The organism is Duganella alba (assembly GCF_009674495.1).
GTDB classification, from domain to species: Bacteria; Pseudomonadota; Gammaproteobacteria; order Burkholderiales; family Burkholderiaceae_D; genus Rugamonas; species Rugamonas alba.
On the sequence record NZ_WKJN01000020.1, the window covers coordinates 15,819 to 35,900 of the forward strand.

Genomic DNA, 20,082 nt, shown 5'->3' on the forward strand with positions numbered 1-20,082 from the left:
GAGAGAGATATGCTACGCCCTACCCACAATGGCGACCGCTACGAATTGACCAGCCCCACGGCCATGCCGCAAGCAGCAGGCTTCCTGTGGAATCAGAAGATGATGATACAGGTCACCTGCCGCGGCTACGCCACCGCGCAGTTCATGCAGCCGGAACCCGCCAAATACGCCCACGCGCCCAACCTGGAGGCCAAGACCTTCATGCAGCCGGAGCAGAACTACTACGCCCACCACCCGGGCCGCTTCTTCTACATCAAGGACGAGGAAACCGGCGCGCTGTTCTCCGCGCCATACGAGCCGGTGCGCGCGCCGGTGGACAGCTACAGCTTCTCGGTCGGCAAGAGCGATCTGGCCTGGACCATCGAACACCTGGGCGTGCGGGTGGAACTGAGTCTCAGTCTGCCGGTGGCGGACGTGGTGGAATTGTGGTCGCTGCGCGTGACCAATATCTCCGGCCGCGCGCGCAAGCTCAGCGTCTATCCCTATTTCCCGATCGGCTACATGTCGTGGATGAACCAGTCCGGCGAATATCGCTCCGACCTGGGCGGCGTGGTCGCCAGCAGCGTCACGCCGTACCAGAAGGTGGCGGACTACTTCAAGCAGAAGGACTTCAAGGACAAGACCTACTTCCTGTGCGAGCAGGCGCCGGATGCCTGGGAGGTGCGCCAGTCGGCGTTCGAGGGCGAAGGCGGCTTGCACTATCCGTCCGCCATCGCCGCCACGCAACTGGGCGACAGCGACGCCCGCTACGAAACGCCAACCGCCGCCGTGCAGTACCGACTGCCGCTGAACGACGGCGAAACGCGCGACTACCGCTTCCTGTTCGGCCCCGCCTTCGATGACGCCGAGATCCTGGCGCTGCGCGCCAAGTACCTGAGCGCCGCCGCCTTCCAGGCCACGCGCGATGAATACGCCGCCTACGTCGCCAGCGGCCAGGGCTGCCTGCGCATCGCAACGCCGGATGCGGACCTCGATAACTTCGTCAACAATTGGCTGCCGCGCCAGGTGTTCTACCATGGCGACGTCAATCGTTTAAGCACCGACCCGCAGACCCGCAACTACCTGCAGGACAATATGGGCATGAGCTTCATCAAGCCCAGCGTGATGCGCAAGGCCTTCCTGCACGCGCTGTCGCAGCAGGAAGCCAGCGGCGCCATGCCGGACGGGATTCTGCTGACCGAGGGCGCGGAGCTCAAGTACATCAACCAGGTGCCGCACACCGACCACTGCGTGTGGCTGCCGGTGGCGCTCAAGGTCTACCTCGACGAAACCGCCGACTACGACATCCTCCACGAAGACGTGGTGGGCAAGGACAGCGGCGTCGCGCTCACCGTCTCCGAGCGCGTGAGCAGCGCCATGGACTGGCTGCTGCAGGCGCGCGACAAGCGCGGCCTGAGCTACATCGCCCAGGGCGACTGGTGCGACCCGATGAACATGGTGGGCTACAAGGGCCGCGGCGTGTCCGGCTGGCTGACCGTGGCCACCGCCTACGCACTCAATCTGTGGGCGGAGATTTGCGAAACCACCGGCGCCAGTTCCTCGCTGGCGGAAAGCGCCAGGCACTTCCGCGCCGGCGCGCGCACCGTCAACCGCGCCGCCAACGAACACCTGTGGGACGGCGACTGGTTCGCGCGCGGCATCACCGACGACAACGTCACCTTCGGCATCCGCAAGGACCAGGAAGGCCGCATCTGGCTCAATCCGCAGGCCTGGGCGATACTCGGCGGCGCCGCCAACGCCGGCCAGCGCGCCTCGATGGTGGCGCAGGTGCACGAGCAGCTGGTGACGCCCTACGGCGTGCAGATGTTCGCGCCGCCGTTCAGCGCCATGCGCGACGACGTCGGCCGCGTCACGCAAAAGCATCCCGGCTCGGCGGAGAATGGCGCGGTGTACAACCACGCCGCCATCTTCTACATCTACAGCCTGTACACGGCCAATGAAGGCGACCGCGCCTACGACCTGCTGCGCCGCATGCTGCCCGGCCCGAGCGAGGAAGACTATCTGCAGCGCGGCCAGCTGCCGGTGTTCATCCCGAATTACTATCGCGGCGCGTACCACGAATATCCGCGCACGGCCGGCCGCTCCAGCCAGTTGTTCAACACCGGCACGGTGTCGTGGGTGTACCTGTGCTTTGTCGAAGGCCTGTGCGGCCTGAAAGGCAACAGCGACGGCCTGACCATCAAGCCGCAACTGCCTTCGCACTGGGACGCCATCAAGGTGGTGCGCCAGTTCCGCCATGCGACCTTCAACGTGTCTATACAACGCGCCGACGTCAGCGAAATTCAGGTCTGGCAGGACGGTAATCGTTTGACTGAAAACGTTATCAAAGGTATCGTTGCAGGCGGAGCATACGCGCTGGAGGTCTTGATTCCGCGCTGAAGATTAACTAAAAAATTATAAGGACACTGTATCGTATGAAGAAGCGTCTCTGGCTGTCTCTGGCACTGGCTTATCCACTGATGTTAACCGGCGCCGCACACGCCGCGGACGCATCCCAACCTTGGCTGGACGCCAGGCAGTCGCCGGATGCGCGCGCCGAGCAACTGGTCAAGGCGATGACGCTGGATGAAAAAATCCAGACCGTGTTCGCCTACTTCTCGACCGAGTTCTCGCCGAAAAAATACGAACAGCCCAAGGAAGGCCGTCCTGATTCGGCCGGCTGGGTGCCGGGCATCGCCCGCCTTGGCCTGCCGTCGCAGTGGCAATCGGACGCCGGCGTCGGCGTCGCCACGCAGGCCGTGTCCAAGAAGCCTTACGAGCGCACCTCCCTGCCTTCCGGCCTGGCCACCACCGCCACCTGGAATCCCGAGCTGGCCTTCGCCGGCGGCGCCATGATCGGCAGCGAAGCGCGCAGCACCGGCTTCAACGTGCTGCTGGCCGGCGGCGTCAACCTGATGCGCGAACCGCGCAACGGCCGCAACTTCGAATACGGCGGTGAAGATCCCCTGCTGGCCGGCCACATGGTCGGCGCGCAGATCAAGGGCATCCAGTCGAACCACATCATTTCGACGGTCAAGCACTACGCCTTCAACGACCAGGAAACCAACCGCAATCACATCAACGTCAAGATCGACGACCAGGCCGGCCGCATGTCGGATCTGCTGGCGCTGCAATTCGCCATCGAGGCCGGCCAGCCTGGCTCGGTGATGTGTTCCTACAACCGCGTCAACGGCGACTACGCCTGCGAGAACGATTACCTGCTCAACCAGGTGCTCAAGCAGGACTGGAAGTATCCGGGCTATGTGATGTCCGACTGGGGCGCGACCCACTCGACCATCCCGGCGGCCAACCGCGGCCTGGACCAGCAGTCCGGCTTCCCCTTCGATAAATCCGGCTACTTCAACGAAGCGCTGAAGGAAGCGGTGGTCAACCGCCACGTGCCGGAAGCGCGCCTGGACGACATGGTCAAGCGCATCACGCGCACCATGTTTGCCAACGGCGTGGTGGAGCATCCGGTGGCGACGCCGACGTCGGCCGACGCCGGCATCGACTTCACCGCGCACGGCAAGGTGTCGCAGGCCGACGCCGAAGAAGCCATCGTGCTGCTGAAGAACCAGCACAACCTGCTGCCGCTGGCGGCCAACGTGCGCAGCATCGCCATCATCGGCGGCCACGCGGACGTCGGCGTGCTGTCGGGCGGCGGTTCGGCGCAGGTCTACCCGAAAGGCGGTTCGGCCGTGCCGAACGAAGGCCCGAGCTATTTCCCTGGCCCGATCGTCTATCACCGCTCGTCGCCGATGGGCGAACTGGCTAGGCTGACCAAGGCCAGGCTGACCTACAACGACGGCAAGGACGCCGCCGCCGCCGCCAAGCTGGCGGCCAGCAGCGACGTGGTGATCGTCTTCGGCACCCAGTGGATGGCCGAGAGCTTCGACGCCGACGACCTGAATCTGCCGGGCCAGCAAAATGCGCTGATCGCCGCCGTGGCCAAGGCCAATCCAAAAACCGTGGTGGTGTTGCAGACCGGGGGGCCTGTGGTCATGCCGTGGCTGGAGAACGTCGGCGCGGTGGTGGAAGCCTGGTACGCGGGTTCCAACGGCGGCGCGGCGATTGCCCGCGTGCTGAGCGGCGAAGTCAATCCGTCCGGTCACCTGCCGGCCACCTTCCCTGCTTCGCTGGCCCAGCTGCCGCGTCCGAAGCTCGATGGCGACGCCAAGACCAAGGATGAAAACCTCATCGAGAAGTTCGTCACCGACTACAACATCGAAGGCGCTGCGGTCGGCTACAAGTGGTTCGACCTGAAAGGCCACAAGCCGCTGTTCCCGTTCGGTTACGGCCTGTCGTACACCAGCTTCGCTTACGACGACCTGAGCGCCCAGCCTGCGGGCAAAGGCATCGAGGTCAGCTTCAGCATCAAGAACACCGGCGCGCGTGACGGCAAGGCGGTCGGCCAGGTGTACGTGTCGCCGGTGGCTGGCGGCTGGGAAGCGCCGAAGCGCCTGGGCGGCTGGAACAAGCTGGCGCTGAAGGCCGGCGCCAGCGGCAAGGCCACGGTGAAGATCGATCCGCGTCTGGTGGGCGTGTACGACAGCGCCAGCAAGACCTGGAAGATCGCCGCCGGCGAATACCTGGTGACGCTGGCCGAATCGGCCGGCGCCAAGCCGGCTGCCAGCGTCAAGGTCAAGCTGGACGCGACCAGCGTGGACGTCAACGGCCGGTAAGGCCGTCAGTCCTCGGCGGACAAGGCGCCCAGCAGCGGCGCCGGTCCAAGGCGGAAGGTGCGCTTGACGGTGGCCTCGTCAAAATAATGCGTGTAAATGGCGCGCACCTTCTGCTCTTCCGTCATGGCTTTCAATGCCGCCGCATAGTGCTGGCGCACTACCGGCGAAATCGTTTGCTTCGACAGGTAGATGCCGGTGAACCGGGGCGTCGCCTCGGGCAGCGGCACGATCACCGTGTGCGCTTTCAATCGGCTGTGCTTCAGGTATTTGCCGTAGATGGGCGGCGTTGCCAGCGTGCCGTCGGCACGGCCCATTTCCAGCTTGCTGAAAACAGTTTCGAAATCATTCACCAGCTCAAGACGGCCGGCAGCGGCCAGCAGCGCCAGCTGGGTCTCGATGGCGGTGTCGTAAGCCAGGCCGCGCGTGACGTTAAGGCGTCCGCTGCCGCGCGCGACAAAGTCGCTCAGGCTGGCGTATTGCTGGCCGCCTGACTGCGCCAGCACCAGGTCATATTGCAGCCAGGCGTAAGGCAGATAATGCGCGTAGGCGTCGCGCTCGGGCGTGCGCAGCGATCCCATGGTCATGTCGATGCGCCCCGCCGCCAGTTCGACGAACAGGCGCTGGCGCGGATACCAGTGGAATTCGAACTTGCAGCCGGTGCGGCGTCCCATCTCGTTGGCGACATCGACCGCGATGCCGGCGATCCGCCCCTGGTCGCGATAGGAGGTGTAGCCCAGGTCGCTGAGGCCGACGCGCGTCACGGGCGGACAGAGCGCTTCCGCATGCGCGGCGGGCAGGCTCCACCAAAACGTGGCGATCAGGAACATCCGGTTGCGTCTCATCATGGACTCTTTTCCGCTAGTAACGATGAGTGTATCTTAGGTTGGCCCAGGGCGGCGAGGAAGGCCCATCTCCGCAAAGCCTGTTTGCAACAGTGCAAAGCGCGTGCCATCGACGGCGGTACACTTGGCGCTATGCCGCTCACTCCCAACAAGCAAGCCGAATTGCAGCGCGCCCTGCAGGACGCGGTGGACGATCACGCCATGCTGGCGGCGATGCCGGACCTGCAGCCGATGGCCGGCACGCCGCCGCTGCCGGCCGCGCTCATCGCCGACGCCGGGTTCCACATCGTGCGCCACAAGGACAGCGGCTGCGTGCAGTTTGTATTTCCGTCGGCCGGCCCGTCGCTGGCGCCGCAGGCCGGCTGGGACTGGATCGTGCAGGCGACGCTGAACGCCAGGGAGCGCATGACGCAGGCGATGATCGACAAGATCGAAGCGCATAACAAGCCGGAGCGCCTGCTGGCCCTGCGGCATGGCTATGGGCAGACCGCCACGCCGCAGGAACTGGCGGCGGCGCGCGGGCGCAAGGTGCTGTTGCTGGTGCACGGCGTGTTCAGTTCGACGGCCGGCGCGTTTGGCGAGCTGGATCTGGCGCCGCTGCTGGAACGCTATGAGGGCCGGGTGTTCGGCTACGACCACTGGACCATCGCCAGGACGCCGCAGCAAAACGCGCTGAACCTGTTGCAGCGGCTGCCGTTCAATGGCAACTGGGAGGTGGACATCCTGTGTCACAGCCGTGGCGGGCTGGTGGTGCGCTCGATGTTGAGCGAGGGGATGGTCGATATCGTGCGGGCGCGGGCTGGGCGCATCGGCAAGCTGGGCAAGGTGATCTTCGTGGCGGCGGCCAACCAGGGATCGCCGCTGGCGGAGCCGGAGCAGATCCAGCAATTGCTGAACGCGGCGGCGCTGCTGGCGTCGCTCAGCGGCGGCATGGCGCTGGATCTGGTGATCGGGCTGGCGCGGATGGTGGTGTCGCTGGGCTTTGGCCGGCCGAGCGTGCAGGCGCTGGCGAGCGGCTCCACGCTGATCAAGCTGCTGGACGACAGCGGCTCGCTGCTGACCAGCGCCAACAGCTACTTTGCGCGCGCCAACTTCGACTTCGGCGACTCGGTGCTGGAGCAGACCGGCTCCCTACTCAGCCGCGCGCTGATGACGGATGCCAACGACATGGTGGTCCCCTACGCCGGCGTCCTCCTCCCCCACGCCACGCCGGACGCGGGCCAGATCCTCAGCTTCGGCAGCGCCGAGCAGAAACAAAACCAGGTCTGGCACACCGAATTCTTCCGCCAGCAAGCAACGCGGGATTTCGTGCTTCAGCATCTGCCATAGCATTCAAACAGGCGCGGGGTTTTTGCGGCGGCGGCGGGCGTTCTTGGGGTCGGCGATCAGGGGGCGGTAGAGTTCGATGCGGTCGTGGGCGCGCAGGACGGTGTCCAGCGGCTTTTTCTTGGCGTAGATGCCGGTTTGCAGCTGGCTCAGGTCCAGCCCCGGCACCTCCTGCAGCACGCCGCTCAGGGCGATCGCCTGCTCCAGCGTGGTGCCGACCGGTACTTGCAGCTCGCGCAGGAACTGCACCGCGTCGCTGGCATAGCACACCTGGATCGAGAAGGTCTCAGCCGCCATACACCGTTTCCGCCCGCTTGCAGAAGGAATCGACCATGCTGTTGGCGATCATGCCGAACACCGGCCCCACCAGCTTGTCGAGCAGGCCGCTGGAAAACTCGTAATGCAGGTCCAGCTCGATCTTGCAGGCGTCGTCGCGCAGCGGCTTGAACGACCAGACGCCGTCCAGGCACTTGAAAGGACCGTCCACCAGCTTCATCTTGATGGTGGTCGGCGCCGTGTTTTCATTGGACGTGGTAAAACTCTGCTTGACGCCGTGGTAGTTGATGCCGACACTGGCCACCACGACATTGCCATTCCGCTCACGGATCTCGACCCCACCGCACCACGGCAAGAATTTGGGATAGTCCTCGATGCCAGCCACCAGATCAAACATTTGCTGCGCGCTGTAACCCAGGAAAACTGATTTGTGTACTACTGCCATTGTCTAACCATTTGCTATGATGTTGAATTATTCGCGTCCGACGGCGCGCAGCAGTAGTTTAACCGATACCCACACATGACCATAGCTGATAACAAAAAAGCCTTTTTTGACTACTTCATCGAAGACCGCTTCGAAGCCGGCATCGTGCTCGAAGGCTGGGAAGTCAAGGCCATCCGCGACGCCCGCGTGCAGATCAAGGAAGCCTACGTCACCATCAAGGGCGACGAGCTGTACCTGTTCGGCGCCCACATCAGCGCCCTGCCGACCGCCTCCACCCACATCAGCCCGGAAGCCGTGCGCACCCGCAAGCTGCTGCTGCACCGCCAGGAGATCGACAAACTGATCGGCAAGGTGGTGCGCGCCGGCTACACGCTGGTGCCGCTCAACCTGCACTACAAGGGCGGCCGCGTGAAATGTGAAATCGGCCTGGCCAAGGGCAAGAAAATGCACGACAAACGTGCCACGGAGAAAGATCGCGACGGCAAGCGCGAAGTGGCGGCCGCGATGAAGACCCACGCGCGCTAAAACTGTTGCGCGCCCCGTACACAACCCGGTCCCGTACCGGGTTTTTTATCGCCGGGAGAATTTCTAATTAGAAACATCCATGCTAAACTGGACGAAGATGATTTTACATTCGCGGCCAGCGCTTGGCCGCGACCGGACAGAAACTTGACGACGAGGCTATCATGGCGCTGAAAACTGCAATGGCTCTGGCGGCCGGGCTGACGCTGCTGGCAGGATGCGCATCGCGCTATACGCCGACGCCGCTGGCAGCCAACTTCCCCACCACCAAGCAGGCCAAGCTGCAAGCGGCCTATCACTGGGGCGTTATTTCCGACAATATCGAGAAACGCGTCGTGGCCGAGCTGAAGAAAAGCCCGCCGCGCCCGGTGTACATCAATGAACCGAAGGACGCGACGCCGTTCCAGCACGCGCTGGCGACCCAGCTGACCACCTCGCTGGTGAACGACGGTCACGTGGTCTCGCGCACCCCGGCCGGCTCGCTGAAGGTCGAGATGGACGTGCAGGCCGTGACCTTCAGCGCCAACCGTCCGCAATACCGCTACCACGGCGAACGCGCCATCCTCGGCAGCGGCGTCTGGCTGCTGAGCGAAATCGAAGCCCCGGCCCTGCTCAACGTGGCGGTCGGCGCCGGCGCCTGGGACGCCTACGACTGGTTCAACGCCCAGTTCGCCCCGGGCGACACGCCGAAGACCGAAATCATCGTCACCGTTTCGGTGTCCGACCAGTACCGCTATGTGGCGCGCAGCACCTCCGCCTATTACGTGGCCGACAGCGACCGTATCCTGTACGGCATCGTCGATCCCAAGCCCGAAGAACCTAAACTGACCCGTACCTTCCAGGTACGCGGAGACATGTAATGCTGATGAAATCCCTGACGCGCGCCGCCGTGCTGGCCGCGCCACTGCTGATGCTGGCGGCCTGCTCCTCGTCGCCGAAGAACGAAGAAGGCAACTACGCCACCATTTCGCCCAACCAGTTCATCAACGCCAACTACAAGGCCGCCGACGCGCTGCTGCAGCAACTGAGCGGCAAGCTGGTGGCAGACAAGCCGCTGATCGTCGCCACCGTGGTCAATATCGACGCGCTGGATCAAACGACTACCCTGGGCCGCCTGGTGTCGGAACAGGTGTCGACGCGCATGGCGCAAGGCGGCCTGAGCATGCTGGAAATGAAGCTGCGCAACAGCGTCTACCTGAAGCGCAACCAGGGCGAGCTGATGCTGACCCGCGAAATCGGTGAAGTCGCCACCAGCCACAATGCGCAGGCGATCGTGGTCGGGTCCTATGCGGAGACCAGCGACATGGTGTTCATCAACATCAAGGTGATCCAGCCGAACACCAACTTCGTGCTGGCCGGTCATGACTACGTGCTGGCCAAGGAAGCCATCGTCCGCTCGATGCTCCAGCGTTAAAGCAGCAGCGGCAGCACCTCCACCGCCGACGCCTCCACTTTCAGGCCGATCAGGTCGTCCGCCCGGGTTTTGCCCAGGTTGATGGCCGCGATCGGCTTGTTTGCTTGCGCCGCCAGCTTGGCGAAGCGGAAGCCCGAAAACACCATCAGCGACGAGCCGACCACCAGCACCGCATCCGCCTCGTCGGCCCATTGCAGGGCGTCGGCGGTGCGCTGCGGCGGGATATTATCGCCAAAGAAGATCACGTCGGGCTGCAACACGCCGCCGCAGGCCGCGCACACCGGCAGCTGGAAGTCCTGGAATTCATCCAGCTCGACCTCGGCGTCACCGTCCGGCCGCGCCTCCGGCACCACCTCGCCCGCCGGCCCGGTCGGCACCAGCGACGGATTGGCCTGCGCCAGCCAGTCCTGGATCTCGCTGCGCGGATGGACGGCGCGGCATTCCAGGCACAGCACGCCGTGGATATTGCCATGCAGCTCGATCAGCCTGCGGCTGCCGGCAGCCGTGTGCAGGCCGTCGACGTTTTGCGTGATGATGGCGTGGATGCGGCCGGCCGCTTCCAGCTCGGCCAGCGCGCGGTGGCCGGCGTTTGGCGCGGCGCCGGCCAGGGTCGGATAGCCGGCCATGCTGCGCGCCCAGTAACGGCGCCGAACGGCCTCGGATTTGCGGAAATCCGGTCCCTGGATCGGATTGCGGCCGCGCCGCACGCCGTCCTTGTCGCGGTAGTCGGGAATGCCGGACGCCGTGCTCAGGCCGGCGCCGGTCAGCACCAGCACGCGCTCGTGGCGCTGCAGGAAGCTGCTCAATTGGTCAATTTGCTGGTTCAGGTTCATATGCGCATGGTAGCCTAAAAATTATTTCCCGATTTGTAGAACCGTTTGCGTTCGGCAAGGCATTAACGGGAAAAATGGAGGAAGTTGCATGACCCCGGATTCAGATGACGCACAGCTGCTGGGCAGGATCGCTGCCGGGGACAGGCACGCCTTCGAGAAACTTTACCGGTCGTATTTTCCACGTCTGTCGCGTTTTGCCGGGCGCATGGCGCGCAATCCGGCGCTGATCGAAGAAGTGGTCAATGACACCATGTTGGTCGTCTGGCAAAAGGCGGCCAGCTATGACGGCAGCTGCAAGCCTTCCACCTGGATTTTCGCGATCGCCTACCGCAAGACCCTGAAAGGCTTGAAACTGACCGACGAGCCGGTCGAATCGGATGCGTCGCTGTACGAAGATGAGGGCGACAGCCGGCCGGAACAAGTGCTCGGCCGCCAGCAATTGCAGCAGACCGTGGCCGACGCGCTCGATGCGCTGCCGGCGGCGCAGCGGGCGGTGATGGTGCTGACTTATTATCACGAGATGGCGTATGCCGATATCGCCGAGATTGTCGAGTGCCCGCTCAACACGGTCAAGACCCGCATGTTTCATGCGCGGCACAGATTGAAGGATTTGTTGTGGAACGAAAGAGAGAGCAGCCAATGAACGGGCGCGTGTTCAGACTGGATATCCCGGTGCACCAGGCGGTGCAGGAATTGCTGCCGTGGTATGCGTCGGCGCAGCTGTCGGCCGACGAGACGCGGCGTGTGCACGAGCACCTGCAAGGCTGCGCCCAGTGCCGTCATGCGCTGGAATGGGAGCACGGCATGCGTGCCGAGGCGGCGGCGTCCGCGGACAGCCTGCCGGACGGCGTCGACATGGAAGGCGCATTGGCGCGGCTGCTGCCGGCGCTGGGGCCGCAGGAGCGCACCGCCGCAACGATGGCCGGCGACGGCGTCGCGCCTGCTGTGGCGACGAGCGCGGCGGCGGCCGATGCCGCATCGGCCGCATCCATCGCGGCCCACGGGCCGGACACTGGCGCGACGTCCGCACACCGCGTATCGTGGTGGCGCGCGGCCGCCGCCAATCAGCCATCCTGGCTGCGCTGGGCGGTTGCGGCGCAATGGATGGCGATCATCGGCCTGGGCACGCTGCTGCTGCGTCCCGACGCCGATCCGGCCACCTACCGCACGCTGGGCGCCGGCGCGGCGGCCATGGGCAACCTGGTGGTGGTGTTCCAGCCCAGCACCAGCGAGCGCGAACTGCGCCGCATCCTGCAAGCGCAAAACGCCCGCGTGGTCGACGGCCCGACCGTGACCGACGCTTACCTGCTCAACGTTCCCGCCGCCAGCCGTGCCCAGGCCTTGCAGGCATTGCGCGCCGAGTCCGCCGTCAAACTGGTGGAGCCGCTGGACGGCGGCAGCGCACCGTGAACGCCTTCTGCAAGCGCGTGGCGCTGCTGCTGGCCTGCCTGACCGCGCTGGCTGGCCAGCCGGCACACGCGCAGGATGCGCCCATCGTCAGCACCGCCTACGAATCCGGCGAGCATCAGGTGCTGGTGATGCTGCGCCTGCCCGCCGCCCACTATCGGCCGGACGCCAGCTACGGCGGCCGCTACCTCGACGACAGCGGCCGCAGCGCGCGCCGTCGCCGCGCCGAGGAACTGGCGCAGCAGCACGGCCTGGCGCTGCTGGACGACTGGCCGATGCCGGTGCTGGGCATCGACTGCTACGTGATGCGCTATCCGGACGACGAAACCGCCGACCACGTGATCGCCCTGCTGACGCACGATCCGCAGGTGGAATGGGCGCAGCCGGTGGCGCGCTTCAGCGGCATGGGACAGGAGGCGGCCAGCGCCGATCCGCTCTATCCGGTACAGCCGGCCGCGCGCTACTGGCACGTGGCCGAACTGCACCGCTACACCACCGGCCGCAACGTCAAGGTCGCCGTGGTCGACAGCGGCATCGACGCCGGCCATCCCGACCTGCAAGGCCAGTTGACCGTCAACAGCAACTTCGTCGATGCCGGTCCCACGCCGCCGGAGAACCACGGCACGGCGGTGGCCGGCATCATCGCCGCCCGCGCCGGCAACGGCGGCATCATCGGCGTGGCGCCGCAAGCGCGGCTGATGGGCTTGCGGGCCTGCTGGCAACTGCCCGACCAGGCCACCCGATGTAACAGCTTCACGCTCGCCAAGGCCATCAACTACGCCATCCTGAACGGCGCCAGGGTCATCAACCTCAGCCTGTCCGGTCCGCCCGACAGGCTGCTGGACCGTCTGCTGGACGTGGCGCTGGAGCGCGGCATCGGCGTGGTCGGCGCGGTCGATGCGCAGAACAGCGGGCCGGCCTTCCCCGCCAGTCATCACGGCGTGCTGGCGGTGGCGTCGCAGGGGCGCGGCGTCAAAACGGGGCCGGGCGATCCGCTGCTGCTGGCGCCGGGCAACGACATCCCCACCACCGCGCCGGGCGGGCGCTGGGCCTTCGTCAACGGCAGCTCGTATGCGGCGGCGCACGTCTCCGGCATGCTGGCGCTGCTCGACGAATTGCAGCCGGATGCCTCCCCCGCACAATTGCGCACCCTGCTGCAACCGGCGGCGGCGCTCAACGCTGGTAACATCGACGCATGCGCCACTATCGCCCGCCTTGTCCGCCAATCCAACTGCGCCCGCGCGCTGTCGCAAAGCGGCGCCGCGCCGTGACGCCGTCGTTGCGCGCATTCGCCCTGCTGGCGCTGCTGCCGCTGCATAGCGTCATGGCGCAGGTCGATGTCAGCGGCAGCGTGGCGCTGCAATCGGAGTACCGCTATCGCGGCCAGTCGCCGGGCGACAGCGGCCCGGTGCCGCAGCTGACGCTCAATCTCGATACCGTGGGCGGCTGGTATCTGGGCGGCTTCGCCAGCGCCCTGACCATCGGCGATCGCAAAGGCTACAAGCTGCAAAGCTACGCCGGCTTCGCGCAGCGTCTGCCTTCCGGCTGGAGCTGGGAACTCGGTTGCAGCCACACCGGCTACACGCAGTTGCACATGAACGATTTCCAGGAATGCTACGGCGGCCTGTCCGGCGAACGCGTCAGCGGACGGCTGTACTATGCGCCGCGCTATCTCGGCTACGATGCGCATACGCTGTATGGGGAAGTGAATCTGTTCTATCCGCTGCACCCGAGCGTCAACCTGATCGCGCACGCCGGCCTGCTGCGCAACCTGAGCAAGGGCATCTGGCCCGGCATTCCCGCCACCTCCCGCTACGACGCGCGGCTCGGCGTCAGCGTGCCGCTCGGCGACTGGACGCTGCAACTGGCGCGCGAACAAGGCCAGGATGACGGCGTCCGCTACAACAGCTACCCGATCCACCCATCCAAAAGCTGGAGCATGAGCGCGACCTACGCGTTCTGACAAAGAAGAACCTTGCGGGCGCGGACTGGCATTAACAGCGCATCAACCAGTCCAAACGAAAGGAAACGCCATGCGCACAGCTCTCTCCTTATCCATGGCAGCCACCCTGGCCGCTTGTGGCGGCAGCGGCTACGGCGGCGGCGACATGCCGGTCGCACCGCCGCCGGTGGTCAGCAACACCCTGTTCACCGTCACCAGCCTGGTGGCCGACAGCGGCACCGCCGCCGCCCACAGCGACGCCAAACTGATCAACCCCTGGGGCATCGCCTTCAATCCCACCGGCTTCGTCTGGGTGGCCAACAACGGCAGCAACAGCTCGACCCTGTATGACGGCAACGGCGTGCCGCAGTCGCTGGTGGTGGCCACGCCGGACGCGCCAACCGGCATCGCCTACAACGGCAGCAGCGACTTCAAGATCACGCAGAACGGCGTGACGGCCGCCAGCCCGTTCATCTTCGCCGGCGAGAACGGCAGCATCTCGGCCTGGTCGCCGACGGTCAACCGCAACAATACGGTGACGGCGGTCGATGGCGCCGGCACGCAGGTCGTGTACAAGGGCCTGGCGATCGCCGCCTATAACGGCGCCAACTACCTGTACGCGACCGACTTCCATCATGGCCGCATCGACGTCTATGACGCCGCGTTCAACAAGGCCACGCTGCCGGGCGCCTTCCAGGACGCGGCGCTGCCTGCCGGTTACGCGCCGTTCGGCATCCAGGCGGTCGGCGACCGCATCTACGTCAGCTACGCGCAGCGCGCCACCACCGGCGACGATGATGTCAAGGGCGCAGGCCTGGGCGCGATCGATGTCTTCGACACGGCCGGCAATCTGGTCAAGCAACTGGTGAAAGGCGGCGCGCTGAATGCGCCCTGGGGTATGGCGGTAGCGCCGGCCAACTTCGGCACCTACAGCGGCAAGCTGCTGGTGGCGAACTTCGGTGACGGCAAGATCAACGCCTATGACACGGCCACCGGCGCCATCAGCGGCACCGTCAGCAAGACCGACGGCAGCGCGGTGGCGATCGATGGCTTGTGGGGCATCGCCTTCGGTCCCGGCGTAAACAGCCAGCCCACCAACACCCTGTTCTTCACCGCCGGGCCGGGCGACGAAGCGCACGGTCTGTACGGCCGGATCGACATGATGTGAAACGGCTATAAAAGTGACAAATGTCTCTAGGTTGCCGAGCGATAGCAGATTATTATTCTCATGTCTTTTGAGAAATTTAATTTACCACATAACAACAACCCGGGATACGCCATGAAAACCACCAAACTGTTCCAAGCCGTCGCCGTCGCCGCCCTGCTGGCTGGCGGCTCCGCTGCCCACGCCGCTACCGAACTGCTGACCAACGGCAGCTTCGAACTGAACACGCAGCCAAACAACAGCTGGAACATCTACAGCAACCTGACGGGCTGGACCGGTGGTGCCTATGGCATTGAACTGCGCAACAACGTCGAAGGCGTGGCGTCGAACGGCGTGAACTTCGTTGAGCTGGACACCTCGGCCAACAGCTCGATGAGCCAATCGATCAACACGGTGTTGAACCAGCGCTACACGCTGACGTTCGAGTTCCAGGACCGCGTCCGCGTGCCAACCTCGTCGCAAGGTCTGGAAGTAAGCTGGGGCGGCAACACGGTGGCGACGGTGAACAATTCGCTGGGCGGCGGCTGGCAGCTGGCCACCTACACGCTGATCGGCACCGGCCATGCGGAAACGCTGAGCTTCCAGGCCGTGGGCACCAGCGACGGCCTGGGCACCTCGCTGGACCACGTGTCGCTGACGGCCGCCGTGCCGGAGCCTGAAACCTACGCGATGATGTTGCTGGGCCTGGGCCTGGTTGGCGCCATTGCCCGCCGCCGCAAGCAGTAAATCGGCTACAGGCGGGCGCGCAGGTCTTCGACCGAAGCGCGCCACGCCTCGTAGTGTTCACTCTCTTCCCATAAAGCGCGCAGCTCGGATTCCTCCGACAGGATGCGCTCCAGCGCGCGCGCTGCCTTGTCGGCCAGGTCGGCGCGCGGTTTGGCTTTCGGCTTGCGCGCCTCCACCCATTCATCCACCGATGCGCTGTCCTCGCTGCGCGGACCGCCCTTGCCTTGCAGGCGCGCCAGCACTTCGATCGCCACCAGCGCTTCGGCGCCGAACGGCGCATCGAGTTCGCCCGGCGTGTCCAGCGCGGTGTTGAGGGTGTCTTCCACCGCGTCCAGATTGCCCGTTTCGTGCAAGTCTTCCGCCCAGTCCTGCGCGTAGTCATTGCCAAATGCGTCTACCGACCATGTACCCATGCCTGCTCCTTATGCTTTGGCGGGCTTGACGAGCGGCGCGTCTTTTTGCGTCTTCACCACCTGCATCGCGGTGGCGATCAGGCCGCTCATATCGCCCAGATTGGCCGGTATGATAATCGAATTATTGGTCTTGGCAAGCTGGCCGAAGGCGCCAACGTATTGTTCCGCCACCTTGAGGTTGACCGCATCCTCGCCGCCCGGCTCGCGGATGGCGGCGCCGACCTGGCGCAGCGCCGAGGCATTCGCTTCCGCCAGCGCGACAATCGCCGCCGCCTGGCCCTGCGCGCGGTTGATGGCGGCCTGCTTGTCGCCTTCGGAACGGGCGATCTGCGCCTCGCGTTCGCCGCTGGCGATATTGATCTGTTCCTGCTTGCGGCCTTCCGACGCCGCGATCAGCGCGCGCTTTTCACGCTCGGCGGTGATCTGCGCCTGCATCGCGTGCAGGATCTCTTTCGGCGGCGTCAGATCCTTGATCTCATAGCGCAGCACTTTCACGCCCCAGTTGGCGGCCGATTCGTCGATCGCATTGACGATGGCGGTGTTGATATGCTCGCGTTCCTCGAAAGTCTTGTCCAGCTCCATGCGGCCGATGACGGAACGCAGCGTGGTCTGCGCCAGCTGCGTGATGGCGGCGATGTAATTGGACGAACCATACGAGGCGCGCATGGCGTCGGTGATCTGGAAGTACAGGATGCCGTCCACCTGCAGCTGCGTGTTGTCGCGCGTGATGCAGACCTGCGGCGGCACGTCGAGCGGTATCTCCTTCAGCACGTGCTTGTAGGCGATGCGGTCGACAAACGGAATCACGATATTGAGGCCCGGCCCCAGCGTGGCGTGGTATTTGCCGAGACGTTCGACCACCCACGCGTGCTGCTGCGGCACCACGTTGATGGTTTTAAAGACGAATACCAGCGCCAGAATAAACAGGATGAAGGTGACGTTGCCAATACTGATGTCCATGTGGTTCTCCGTGAGTGAATCTTAAGCCGCCACGATCAGGCGGCTGCCGCGTACTTCGCGTATCGTGTACTGGCCGGGCGTGGCTGCCGCCCCCGGCGCCAACTCCACATCCCACAGCGCGCCGCGATACATCACGCGCGCTGCGCCATCCTGCCATGCCGGCACGTGGACGGTTTGACCGATGTCGAGGTTGACGTTCGGATCGCGCTCGGCCTGCACGCGCTCCTGCTGGCGGCCATAGCGGCTGCGGCGCAGCGCCACGGTGGCGGCGCTGCCGACCAGCGCGGCCACCAGCAGCGCCACCGCCTCGCCAAAGCCGAGCAGCGCGGCAACCGCACCCGCCGCCAGGCCGATGGCGATCATCAGCAAGTAGAAAGTGCCGCTGAACAGTTCCAGTATCACTGTGACGCCGGCGGCAGCCAGCCAGTAGCTCCAGTCAGCCATGATGCTCTCCTTTCAAATGCAAAAACCCCCGCTTCCCGGAATGGGCTGCGAGGGTTTTTGCTACTGTACAAATGGTATTGATAGAGTTTTTTGCTACTAAATTCGATAACTCCAGTCTATACCATTTACAGCGGGCGTCAACACTTTATTACTTTTGCAGGCTGGCCAGTTTCTGCCAGGTGTCGATCACCGAGTCCGGGTTCAGCGACATCGATTCGATGCCCTGCTCCATCAGCCAGGCGGCGAAGTCCGGATGATCCGATGGACCCTGGCCGCAGATGCCGATGTACTTGCCCTGCTTGCGGCAAGCCTGGATCGCCTGCGACAGCAGCGCCTTGACGGCGTCGTCGCGCTCGTCGAAGTCGGCCGCCAGCAGCGCCATGCCGGAATCGCGGTCCAGGCCCAGCGTCAGCTGGGTCAGGTCGTTGGAACCGATCGAGAAGCCGTCGAAATGCTCCAGGAAGCGTTCCGCCAGGATCGCGTTGGATGGCACTTCGCACATCATGATCAGACGCAGGCCGTTCTCGCCGCGCACCAGGCCGTTTTTGCCCAGCAGGTCCACGACTTTTTCAGCCTGGCCCAGCGTACGCACGAACGGCACCATGATCTCGACGTTGGTCAGGCCCATGTCGTTGCGCACGCGTTTCATGGCGGCGCATTCCATTTCGAAGGCGCCGGCAAAGTCGGCGGCCAGGTAGCGCGCCGCGCCGCGGAAGCCCAGCATCGGATTTTCTTCATCCGGCTCGTAGCGCGAACCGCCGATCAGCTTCTTGTACTCGTTGGACTTGAAGTCCGACAGGCGCACGATGACTGGTTTCGGCCAGAACGCCGCAGCGATGGTGGCGATGCCTTCGGCCAGCTTGTCGACGTAGAAGGCTTTCGGCGAAGCGTGGCCGCGCGCAACCGACTCCACCGCTTTCTTCAGGTCGGCGTCGATGTTCGGATATTCCAGGATCGCTTTCGGGTGCACACCAATATTGTTATTGATGATGAACTCCAGGCGCGCCAGGCCGACGCCGGCATTCGGCACCGACTGGAAGTCGAACGCCAGCTGTGGATTGCCGACGTTGAGCATGATCTTGGTCGGCAGCTTAGGCAGCTCGCCGCGCGCCACTTCGGACACTTCGGTTTCCAGCAGGCCGTCGTAGATCTTGCCTTCGTCGCCTTCGGCGCAGGACACGGTGACGAAAGTGCCGTCCTTCAGCACCTCGGTCGCGTCGCCGCAGCCGACCACCGCCGGCACGCCCAGTTCACGCGCGATGATCGCCGCGTGGCAGGTACGGCCGCCACGGTTGGTGACGATGGCGGAGGCGCGCTTCATCACCGGTTCCCAGTTCGGGTCGGTCATGTCGGCCACCAGCACGTCGCCTGGCTGCACGCGTTCCATGTCGGCCGGGTCGTGAATCACGCGCACCGGGCCGGCGCCGATCTTCTGGCCGATGGCGCGGCCCGAGGCCAGCACCGTGCCGCTCGATTTGAGCTTGAAGCGCTGCTGCACGTCGGTCGCCTTCTGCTGCGACTTGACGGTTTCAGGACGCGCCTGCAGGATGTACAGCTTGCCGTCGCGGCCATCCTTGCCCCACTCGATGTCCATCGGACGGCCGTAGTGGTTCTCGATGATGACGGCGTACTTGGCCAGCTCCACCACTTCCTCGTCGTTCAGCGAGTAGCGGTTGCGCAGCTCGACCGGCACGTCGACGGTCTTCACCGAACGGCCAGCCTTGGCTTCGCTGGTGAATTCCATCTTCAGCAGCTTGGAGCCGATGTTGCGGCGGATGACAGGCGATTTGCCTTTTTCCAGCATTGGTTTGTGGACGTAGAACTCGTCCGGATTGACCGCGCCCTGCACCACCGTCTCGCCCAGGCCATAGCTGGAAGTGACGAACACCACATCCTTGAAGCCGGACTCGGTATCGATGGTGAACATGACGCCGGCGGCGCCGAGGTCGGAACGCACCATGCGCTGCACGCCGGCCGACAACGCCACCTCGGCGTGGGTGAAGCCCTTGTGCACGCGGTACGAGATCGCGCGGTCGTTGTACAGCGAGGCGAAGACGTGCTTCATCGCGTCCAGCACGTTGTCGATGCCGACCACGTTGAGGAAGGTCTCCTGCTGGCCGGCGAACGAGGCGTCCGGCAAGTCTTCGGCGGTGGCCGAGGAGCGCACGGCGAACGACATTTCGGTCGACGAATCGGCCACCAGTTGTTCGTAGTAGGTCTTGATTTCGGCTTCCAGGCGTGGCTGGAACGGCGTGTCGATGATCCACTGGCGGATCTCGGCGCCGGCCTGCGCCAGCGAGCGCACGTCGTCGATGTTCAGATCCGACAGGCGATCAGCGATACGGTCGGCCAGCGACTTGCCACCGGCCACGCTGTGCGACAGGAAGTCGCGGAAAGCCTGGGCCGTGGTGGCAAAGCCGCCTGGCACGCGCACGCCGGCGCCGGCCAGTTGGCTGATCATCTCGCCGAGCGAGGCGTTCTTGCCGCCGACGGATTCGACATCCGTCATGCGCAAGTGTTCAAACGAGGCAACGTAGACCGCTTCGTTGTTTTGCTCCTTCAATGCTGCGTTGGACATAGTGACACCTTTTTGATGATAGAAATCTTCCAGCGAGGCGCAGACTTGTTTCTTGTTATTCTGTTCGTCGTGCAGCACAATCTTACCTATGGCGATTATTCTACAGCCTGTGGCGCGAATTGACGATT

Annotated in this window: 20 protein-coding genes; 12 read left to right on the forward strand and 8 right to left on the reverse strand. The window is 64.6% G+C overall.

Annotated elements, in window-relative coordinates:
• The first annotated feature begins 9 nt into the window (after nt 1-9).
• The gene (locus GJ695_RS18900) at nt 10-2,379 is read left to right on the forward strand and encodes a GH36-type glycosyl hydrolase domain-containing protein (protein ID WP_154367417.1); all 2,370 of its coding nucleotides are present in this window, start codon (nt 10-12) and stop codon (nt 2,377-2,379) included.
• Nucleotides 2,380-2,414: 35 nt separating this feature from the next.
• On the forward strand, nt 2,415-4,661 hold the full coding sequence (locus GJ695_RS18905) for a beta-glucosidase family protein (protein WP_154367419.1): 2,247 nt from the start codon (nt 2,415-2,417) through the stop codon (nt 4,659-4,661).
• A 5-nt stretch (nt 4,662-4,666) separates the two neighbouring features.
• On the opposite strand, the gene GJ695_RS18910 is transcribed toward GJ695_RS18905, so the two are convergent.
• The gene (locus GJ695_RS18910; protein WP_154367421.1) at nt 4,667-5,506 is read right to left on the reverse strand and encodes a substrate-binding periplasmic protein; all 840 of its coding nucleotides are present in this window, start codon (nt 5,504-5,506) and stop codon (nt 4,667-4,669) included.
• Nucleotides 5,507-5,635: 129 nt separating this feature from the next.
• Here GJ695_RS18910 and GJ695_RS18915 point away from each other — a divergent pair, with 129 nt between their 5' ends.
• On the forward strand, nt 5,636-6,832 hold the full coding sequence (locus tag GJ695_RS18915) for an esterase/lipase family protein (protein WP_154367423.1): 1,197 nt from the start codon (nt 5,636-5,638) through the stop codon (nt 6,830-6,832).
• A gap of 3 nt (nt 6,833-6,835) precedes the next feature.
• On the opposite strand, the gene GJ695_RS18920 is transcribed toward GJ695_RS18915, so the two are convergent.
• Together GJ695_RS18920 and GJ695_RS18925 are read right to left on the reverse strand one after the other, a co-directional pair.
• On the reverse strand, nt 6,836-7,126 hold the full coding sequence (locus GJ695_RS18920) for an RnfH family protein (protein ID WP_154367425.1): 291 nt from the start codon (nt 7,124-7,126) through the stop codon (nt 6,836-6,838).
• Nucleotides 7,116-7,550 (reverse strand): type II toxin-antitoxin system RatA family toxin, encoded by a 435-nt coding sequence (locus GJ695_RS18925; RefSeq protein WP_154367427.1) that lies wholly within the window; start codon nt 7,548-7,550, stop codon nt 7,116-7,118. The genes GJ695_RS18920 and GJ695_RS18925 overlap by 11 nt, the downstream gene beginning before the upstream one ends.
• Before the next feature lie 75 nt (nt 7,551-7,625).
• Here GJ695_RS18925 and smpB point away from each other — a divergent pair, with 75 nt between their 5' ends.
• From smpB to GJ695_RS18940, 3 genes are all read left to right on the forward strand, one after another.
• Complete coding sequence (gene smpB, locus GJ695_RS18930; protein ID WP_154367429.1) at nt 7,626-8,075, forward strand: SsrA-binding protein SmpB; 450 nt, start codon at nt 7,626-7,628, stop codon at nt 8,073-8,075.
• A 161-nt stretch (nt 8,076-8,236) separates the two neighbouring features.
• Nucleotides 8,237-8,932, forward strand: coding sequence for a hypothetical protein (locus GJ695_RS18935; RefSeq protein WP_154367431.1), 696 nt, complete (start codon nt 8,237-8,239; stop codon nt 8,930-8,932).
• Nucleotides 8,932-9,486 (forward strand): FlgO family outer membrane protein, encoded by a 555-nt coding sequence (locus GJ695_RS18940; RefSeq protein ID WP_154367433.1) that lies wholly within the window; start codon nt 8,932-8,934, stop codon nt 9,484-9,486. The genes GJ695_RS18935 and GJ695_RS18940 overlap by 1 nt, the downstream gene beginning before the upstream one ends.
• Here the strand turns inward: GJ695_RS18940 and GJ695_RS18945 are convergent.
• Nucleotides 9,483-10,319 carry an NAD-dependent protein deacetylase gene (locus GJ695_RS18945; protein WP_154367435.1) on the reverse strand — a complete coding sequence of 279 codons (837 nt, stop codon included), beginning with the start codon at nt 10,317-10,319 and terminating at the stop codon, nt 9,483-9,485. The genes GJ695_RS18940 and GJ695_RS18945 overlap by 4 nt on opposite strands.
• An 88-nt stretch (nt 10,320-10,407) precedes the next feature.
• On the opposite strand from GJ695_RS18945, the gene GJ695_RS18950 reads away from it, so the two are divergent.
• From GJ695_RS18950 to GJ695_RS18975, 6 genes are all read left to right on the forward strand, one after another.
• Nucleotides 10,408-10,962, forward strand: a complete 555-nt coding sequence (locus tag GJ695_RS18950) for an RNA polymerase sigma factor (RefSeq protein WP_154367437.1) — start codon at nt 10,408-10,410, stop codon at nt 10,960-10,962.
• A gap of 8 nt (nt 10,963-10,970) precedes the next feature.
• The gene (locus GJ695_RS18955; RefSeq protein ID WP_371866576.1) at nt 10,971-11,729 is read left to right on the forward strand and encodes a zf-HC2 domain-containing protein; all 759 of its coding nucleotides are present in this window, start codon (nt 10,971-10,973) and stop codon (nt 11,727-11,729) included.
• Nucleotides 11,726-12,997 (forward strand): S8 family peptidase, encoded by a 1,272-nt coding sequence (locus tag GJ695_RS18960; RefSeq protein WP_371866577.1) that lies wholly within the window; start codon nt 11,726-11,728, stop codon nt 12,995-12,997. The genes GJ695_RS18955 and GJ695_RS18960 overlap by 4 nt, the downstream gene beginning before the upstream one ends.
• On the forward strand, nt 12,994-13,689 hold the full coding sequence (locus GJ695_RS18965) for a TorF family putative porin (protein WP_371866578.1): 696 nt from the start codon (nt 12,994-12,996) through the stop codon (nt 13,687-13,689). Before GJ695_RS18960 ends, GJ695_RS18965 begins: the two co-directional genes overlap by 4 nt.
• A gap of 70 nt (nt 13,690-13,759) precedes the next feature.
• Nucleotides 13,760-14,836 carry a TIGR03118 family protein gene (locus tag GJ695_RS18970; protein ID WP_154367443.1) on the forward strand — a complete coding sequence of 359 codons (1,077 nt, stop codon included), beginning with the start codon at nt 13,760-13,762 and terminating at the stop codon, nt 14,834-14,836.
• Between the two features lie 111 nt (nt 14,837-14,947).
• A complete protein-coding gene (locus GJ695_RS18975) occupies nt 14,948-15,559 on the forward strand; it encodes a PEPxxWA-CTERM sorting domain-containing protein (RefSeq protein ID WP_154367445.1) in 612 nt (203 codons plus the stop codon).
• Nucleotides 15,560-15,564: 5 nt separating this feature from the next.
• On the opposite strand, the gene GJ695_RS18980 is transcribed toward GJ695_RS18975, so the two are convergent.
• The 4 genes from GJ695_RS18980 to ppsA form a co-directional block, all read right to left on the reverse strand.
• On the reverse strand, nt 15,565-15,972 hold the full coding sequence (locus tag GJ695_RS18980; protein WP_154367447.1) for a DUF4259 domain-containing protein: 408 nt from the start codon (nt 15,970-15,972) through the stop codon (nt 15,565-15,567).
• 9 nt (nt 15,973-15,981) lie between these two features.
• Entirely contained in the window at nt 15,982-16,932 is a 951-nt protein-coding gene (locus GJ695_RS18985) for an SPFH domain-containing protein (RefSeq protein ID WP_154355660.1), read from the reverse strand.
• A 21-nt stretch (nt 16,933-16,953) separates the two neighbouring features.
• The gene (locus tag GJ695_RS18990; RefSeq protein ID WP_154367449.1) at nt 16,954-17,376 is read right to left on the reverse strand and encodes an NfeD family protein; all 423 of its coding nucleotides are present in this window, start codon (nt 17,374-17,376) and stop codon (nt 16,954-16,956) included.
• 148 nt (nt 17,377-17,524) lie between these two features.
• Entirely contained in the window at nt 17,525-19,954 is a 2,430-nt protein-coding gene (gene ppsA / locus GJ695_RS18995; RefSeq protein ID WP_154367451.1) for a phosphoenolpyruvate synthase, read from the reverse strand.
• Nucleotides 19,955-20,082 lie beyond the last annotated feature (128 nt).

Bases quoted from the DNA above. Each gene is read 5' to 3' on its own strand.
- GJ695_RS18950 (WP_154367437.1), top strand. From the start codon at position 10,408: ATGACCCCGGATTCAGATGACGCACAGCTGCTGGGCAGGATCGCTGCC.
- GJ695_RS18990 (WP_154367449.1), bottom strand. From the start codon at position 17,376: ATGGCTGACTGGAGCTACTGGCTGGCTGCCGCCGGCGTCACAGTGATA.
- GJ695_RS18900 (WP_154367417.1), top strand. From the start codon at position 10: ATGCTACGCCCTACCCACAATGGCGACCGCTACGAATTGACCAGCCCC.
- GJ695_RS18915 (WP_154367423.1), top strand. From the start codon at position 5,636: ATGCCGCTCACTCCCAACAAGCAAGCCGAATTGCAGCGCGCCCTGCAG.
- GJ695_RS18975 (WP_154367445.1), top strand. From the start codon at position 14,948: ATGAAAACCACCAAACTGTTCCAAGCCGTCGCCGTCGCCGCCCTGCTG.
- GJ695_RS18910 (WP_154367421.1), bottom strand. From the start codon at position 5,506: ATGATGAGACGCAACCGGATGTTCCTGATCGCCACGTTTTGGTGGAGC.
- GJ695_RS18980 (WP_154367447.1), bottom strand. From the start codon at position 15,972: ATGGGTACATGGTCGGTAGACGCATTTGGCAATGACTACGCGCAGGAC.
- smpB (WP_154367429.1), top strand. From the start codon at position 7,626: ATGACCATAGCTGATAACAAAAAAGCCTTTTTTGACTACTTCATCGAA.
- GJ695_RS18905 (WP_154367419.1), top strand. From the start codon at position 2,415: ATGAAGAAGCGTCTCTGGCTGTCTCTGGCACTGGCTTATCCACTGATG.
- GJ695_RS18935 (WP_154367431.1), top strand. From the start codon at position 8,237: ATGGCGCTGAAAACTGCAATGGCTCTGGCGGCCGGGCTGACGCTGCTG.
- ppsA (WP_154367451.1), bottom strand. From the start codon at position 19,954: ATGTCCAACGCAGCATTGAAGGAGCAAAACAACGAAGCGGTCTACGTT.
- GJ695_RS18970 (WP_154367443.1), top strand. From the start codon at position 13,760: ATGCGCACAGCTCTCTCCTTATCCATGGCAGCCACCCTGGCCGCTTGT.
- GJ695_RS18985 (WP_154355660.1), bottom strand. From the start codon at position 16,932: ATGGACATCAGTATTGGCAACGTCACCTTCATCCTGTTTATTCTGGCG.
- GJ695_RS18940 (WP_154367433.1), top strand. From the start codon at position 8,932: ATGCTGATGAAATCCCTGACGCGCGCCGCCGTGCTGGCCGCGCCACTG.
- GJ695_RS18925 (WP_154367427.1), bottom strand. From the start codon at position 7,550: ATGGCAGTAGTACACAAATCAGTTTTCCTGGGTTACAGCGCGCAGCAA.
- GJ695_RS18945 (WP_154367435.1), bottom strand. From the start codon at position 10,319: ATGAACCTGAACCAGCAAATTGACCAATTGAGCAGCTTCCTGCAGCGC.
- GJ695_RS18920 (WP_154367425.1), bottom strand. From the start codon at position 7,126: ATGGCGGCTGAGACCTTCTCGATCCAGGTGTGCTATGCCAGCGACGCG.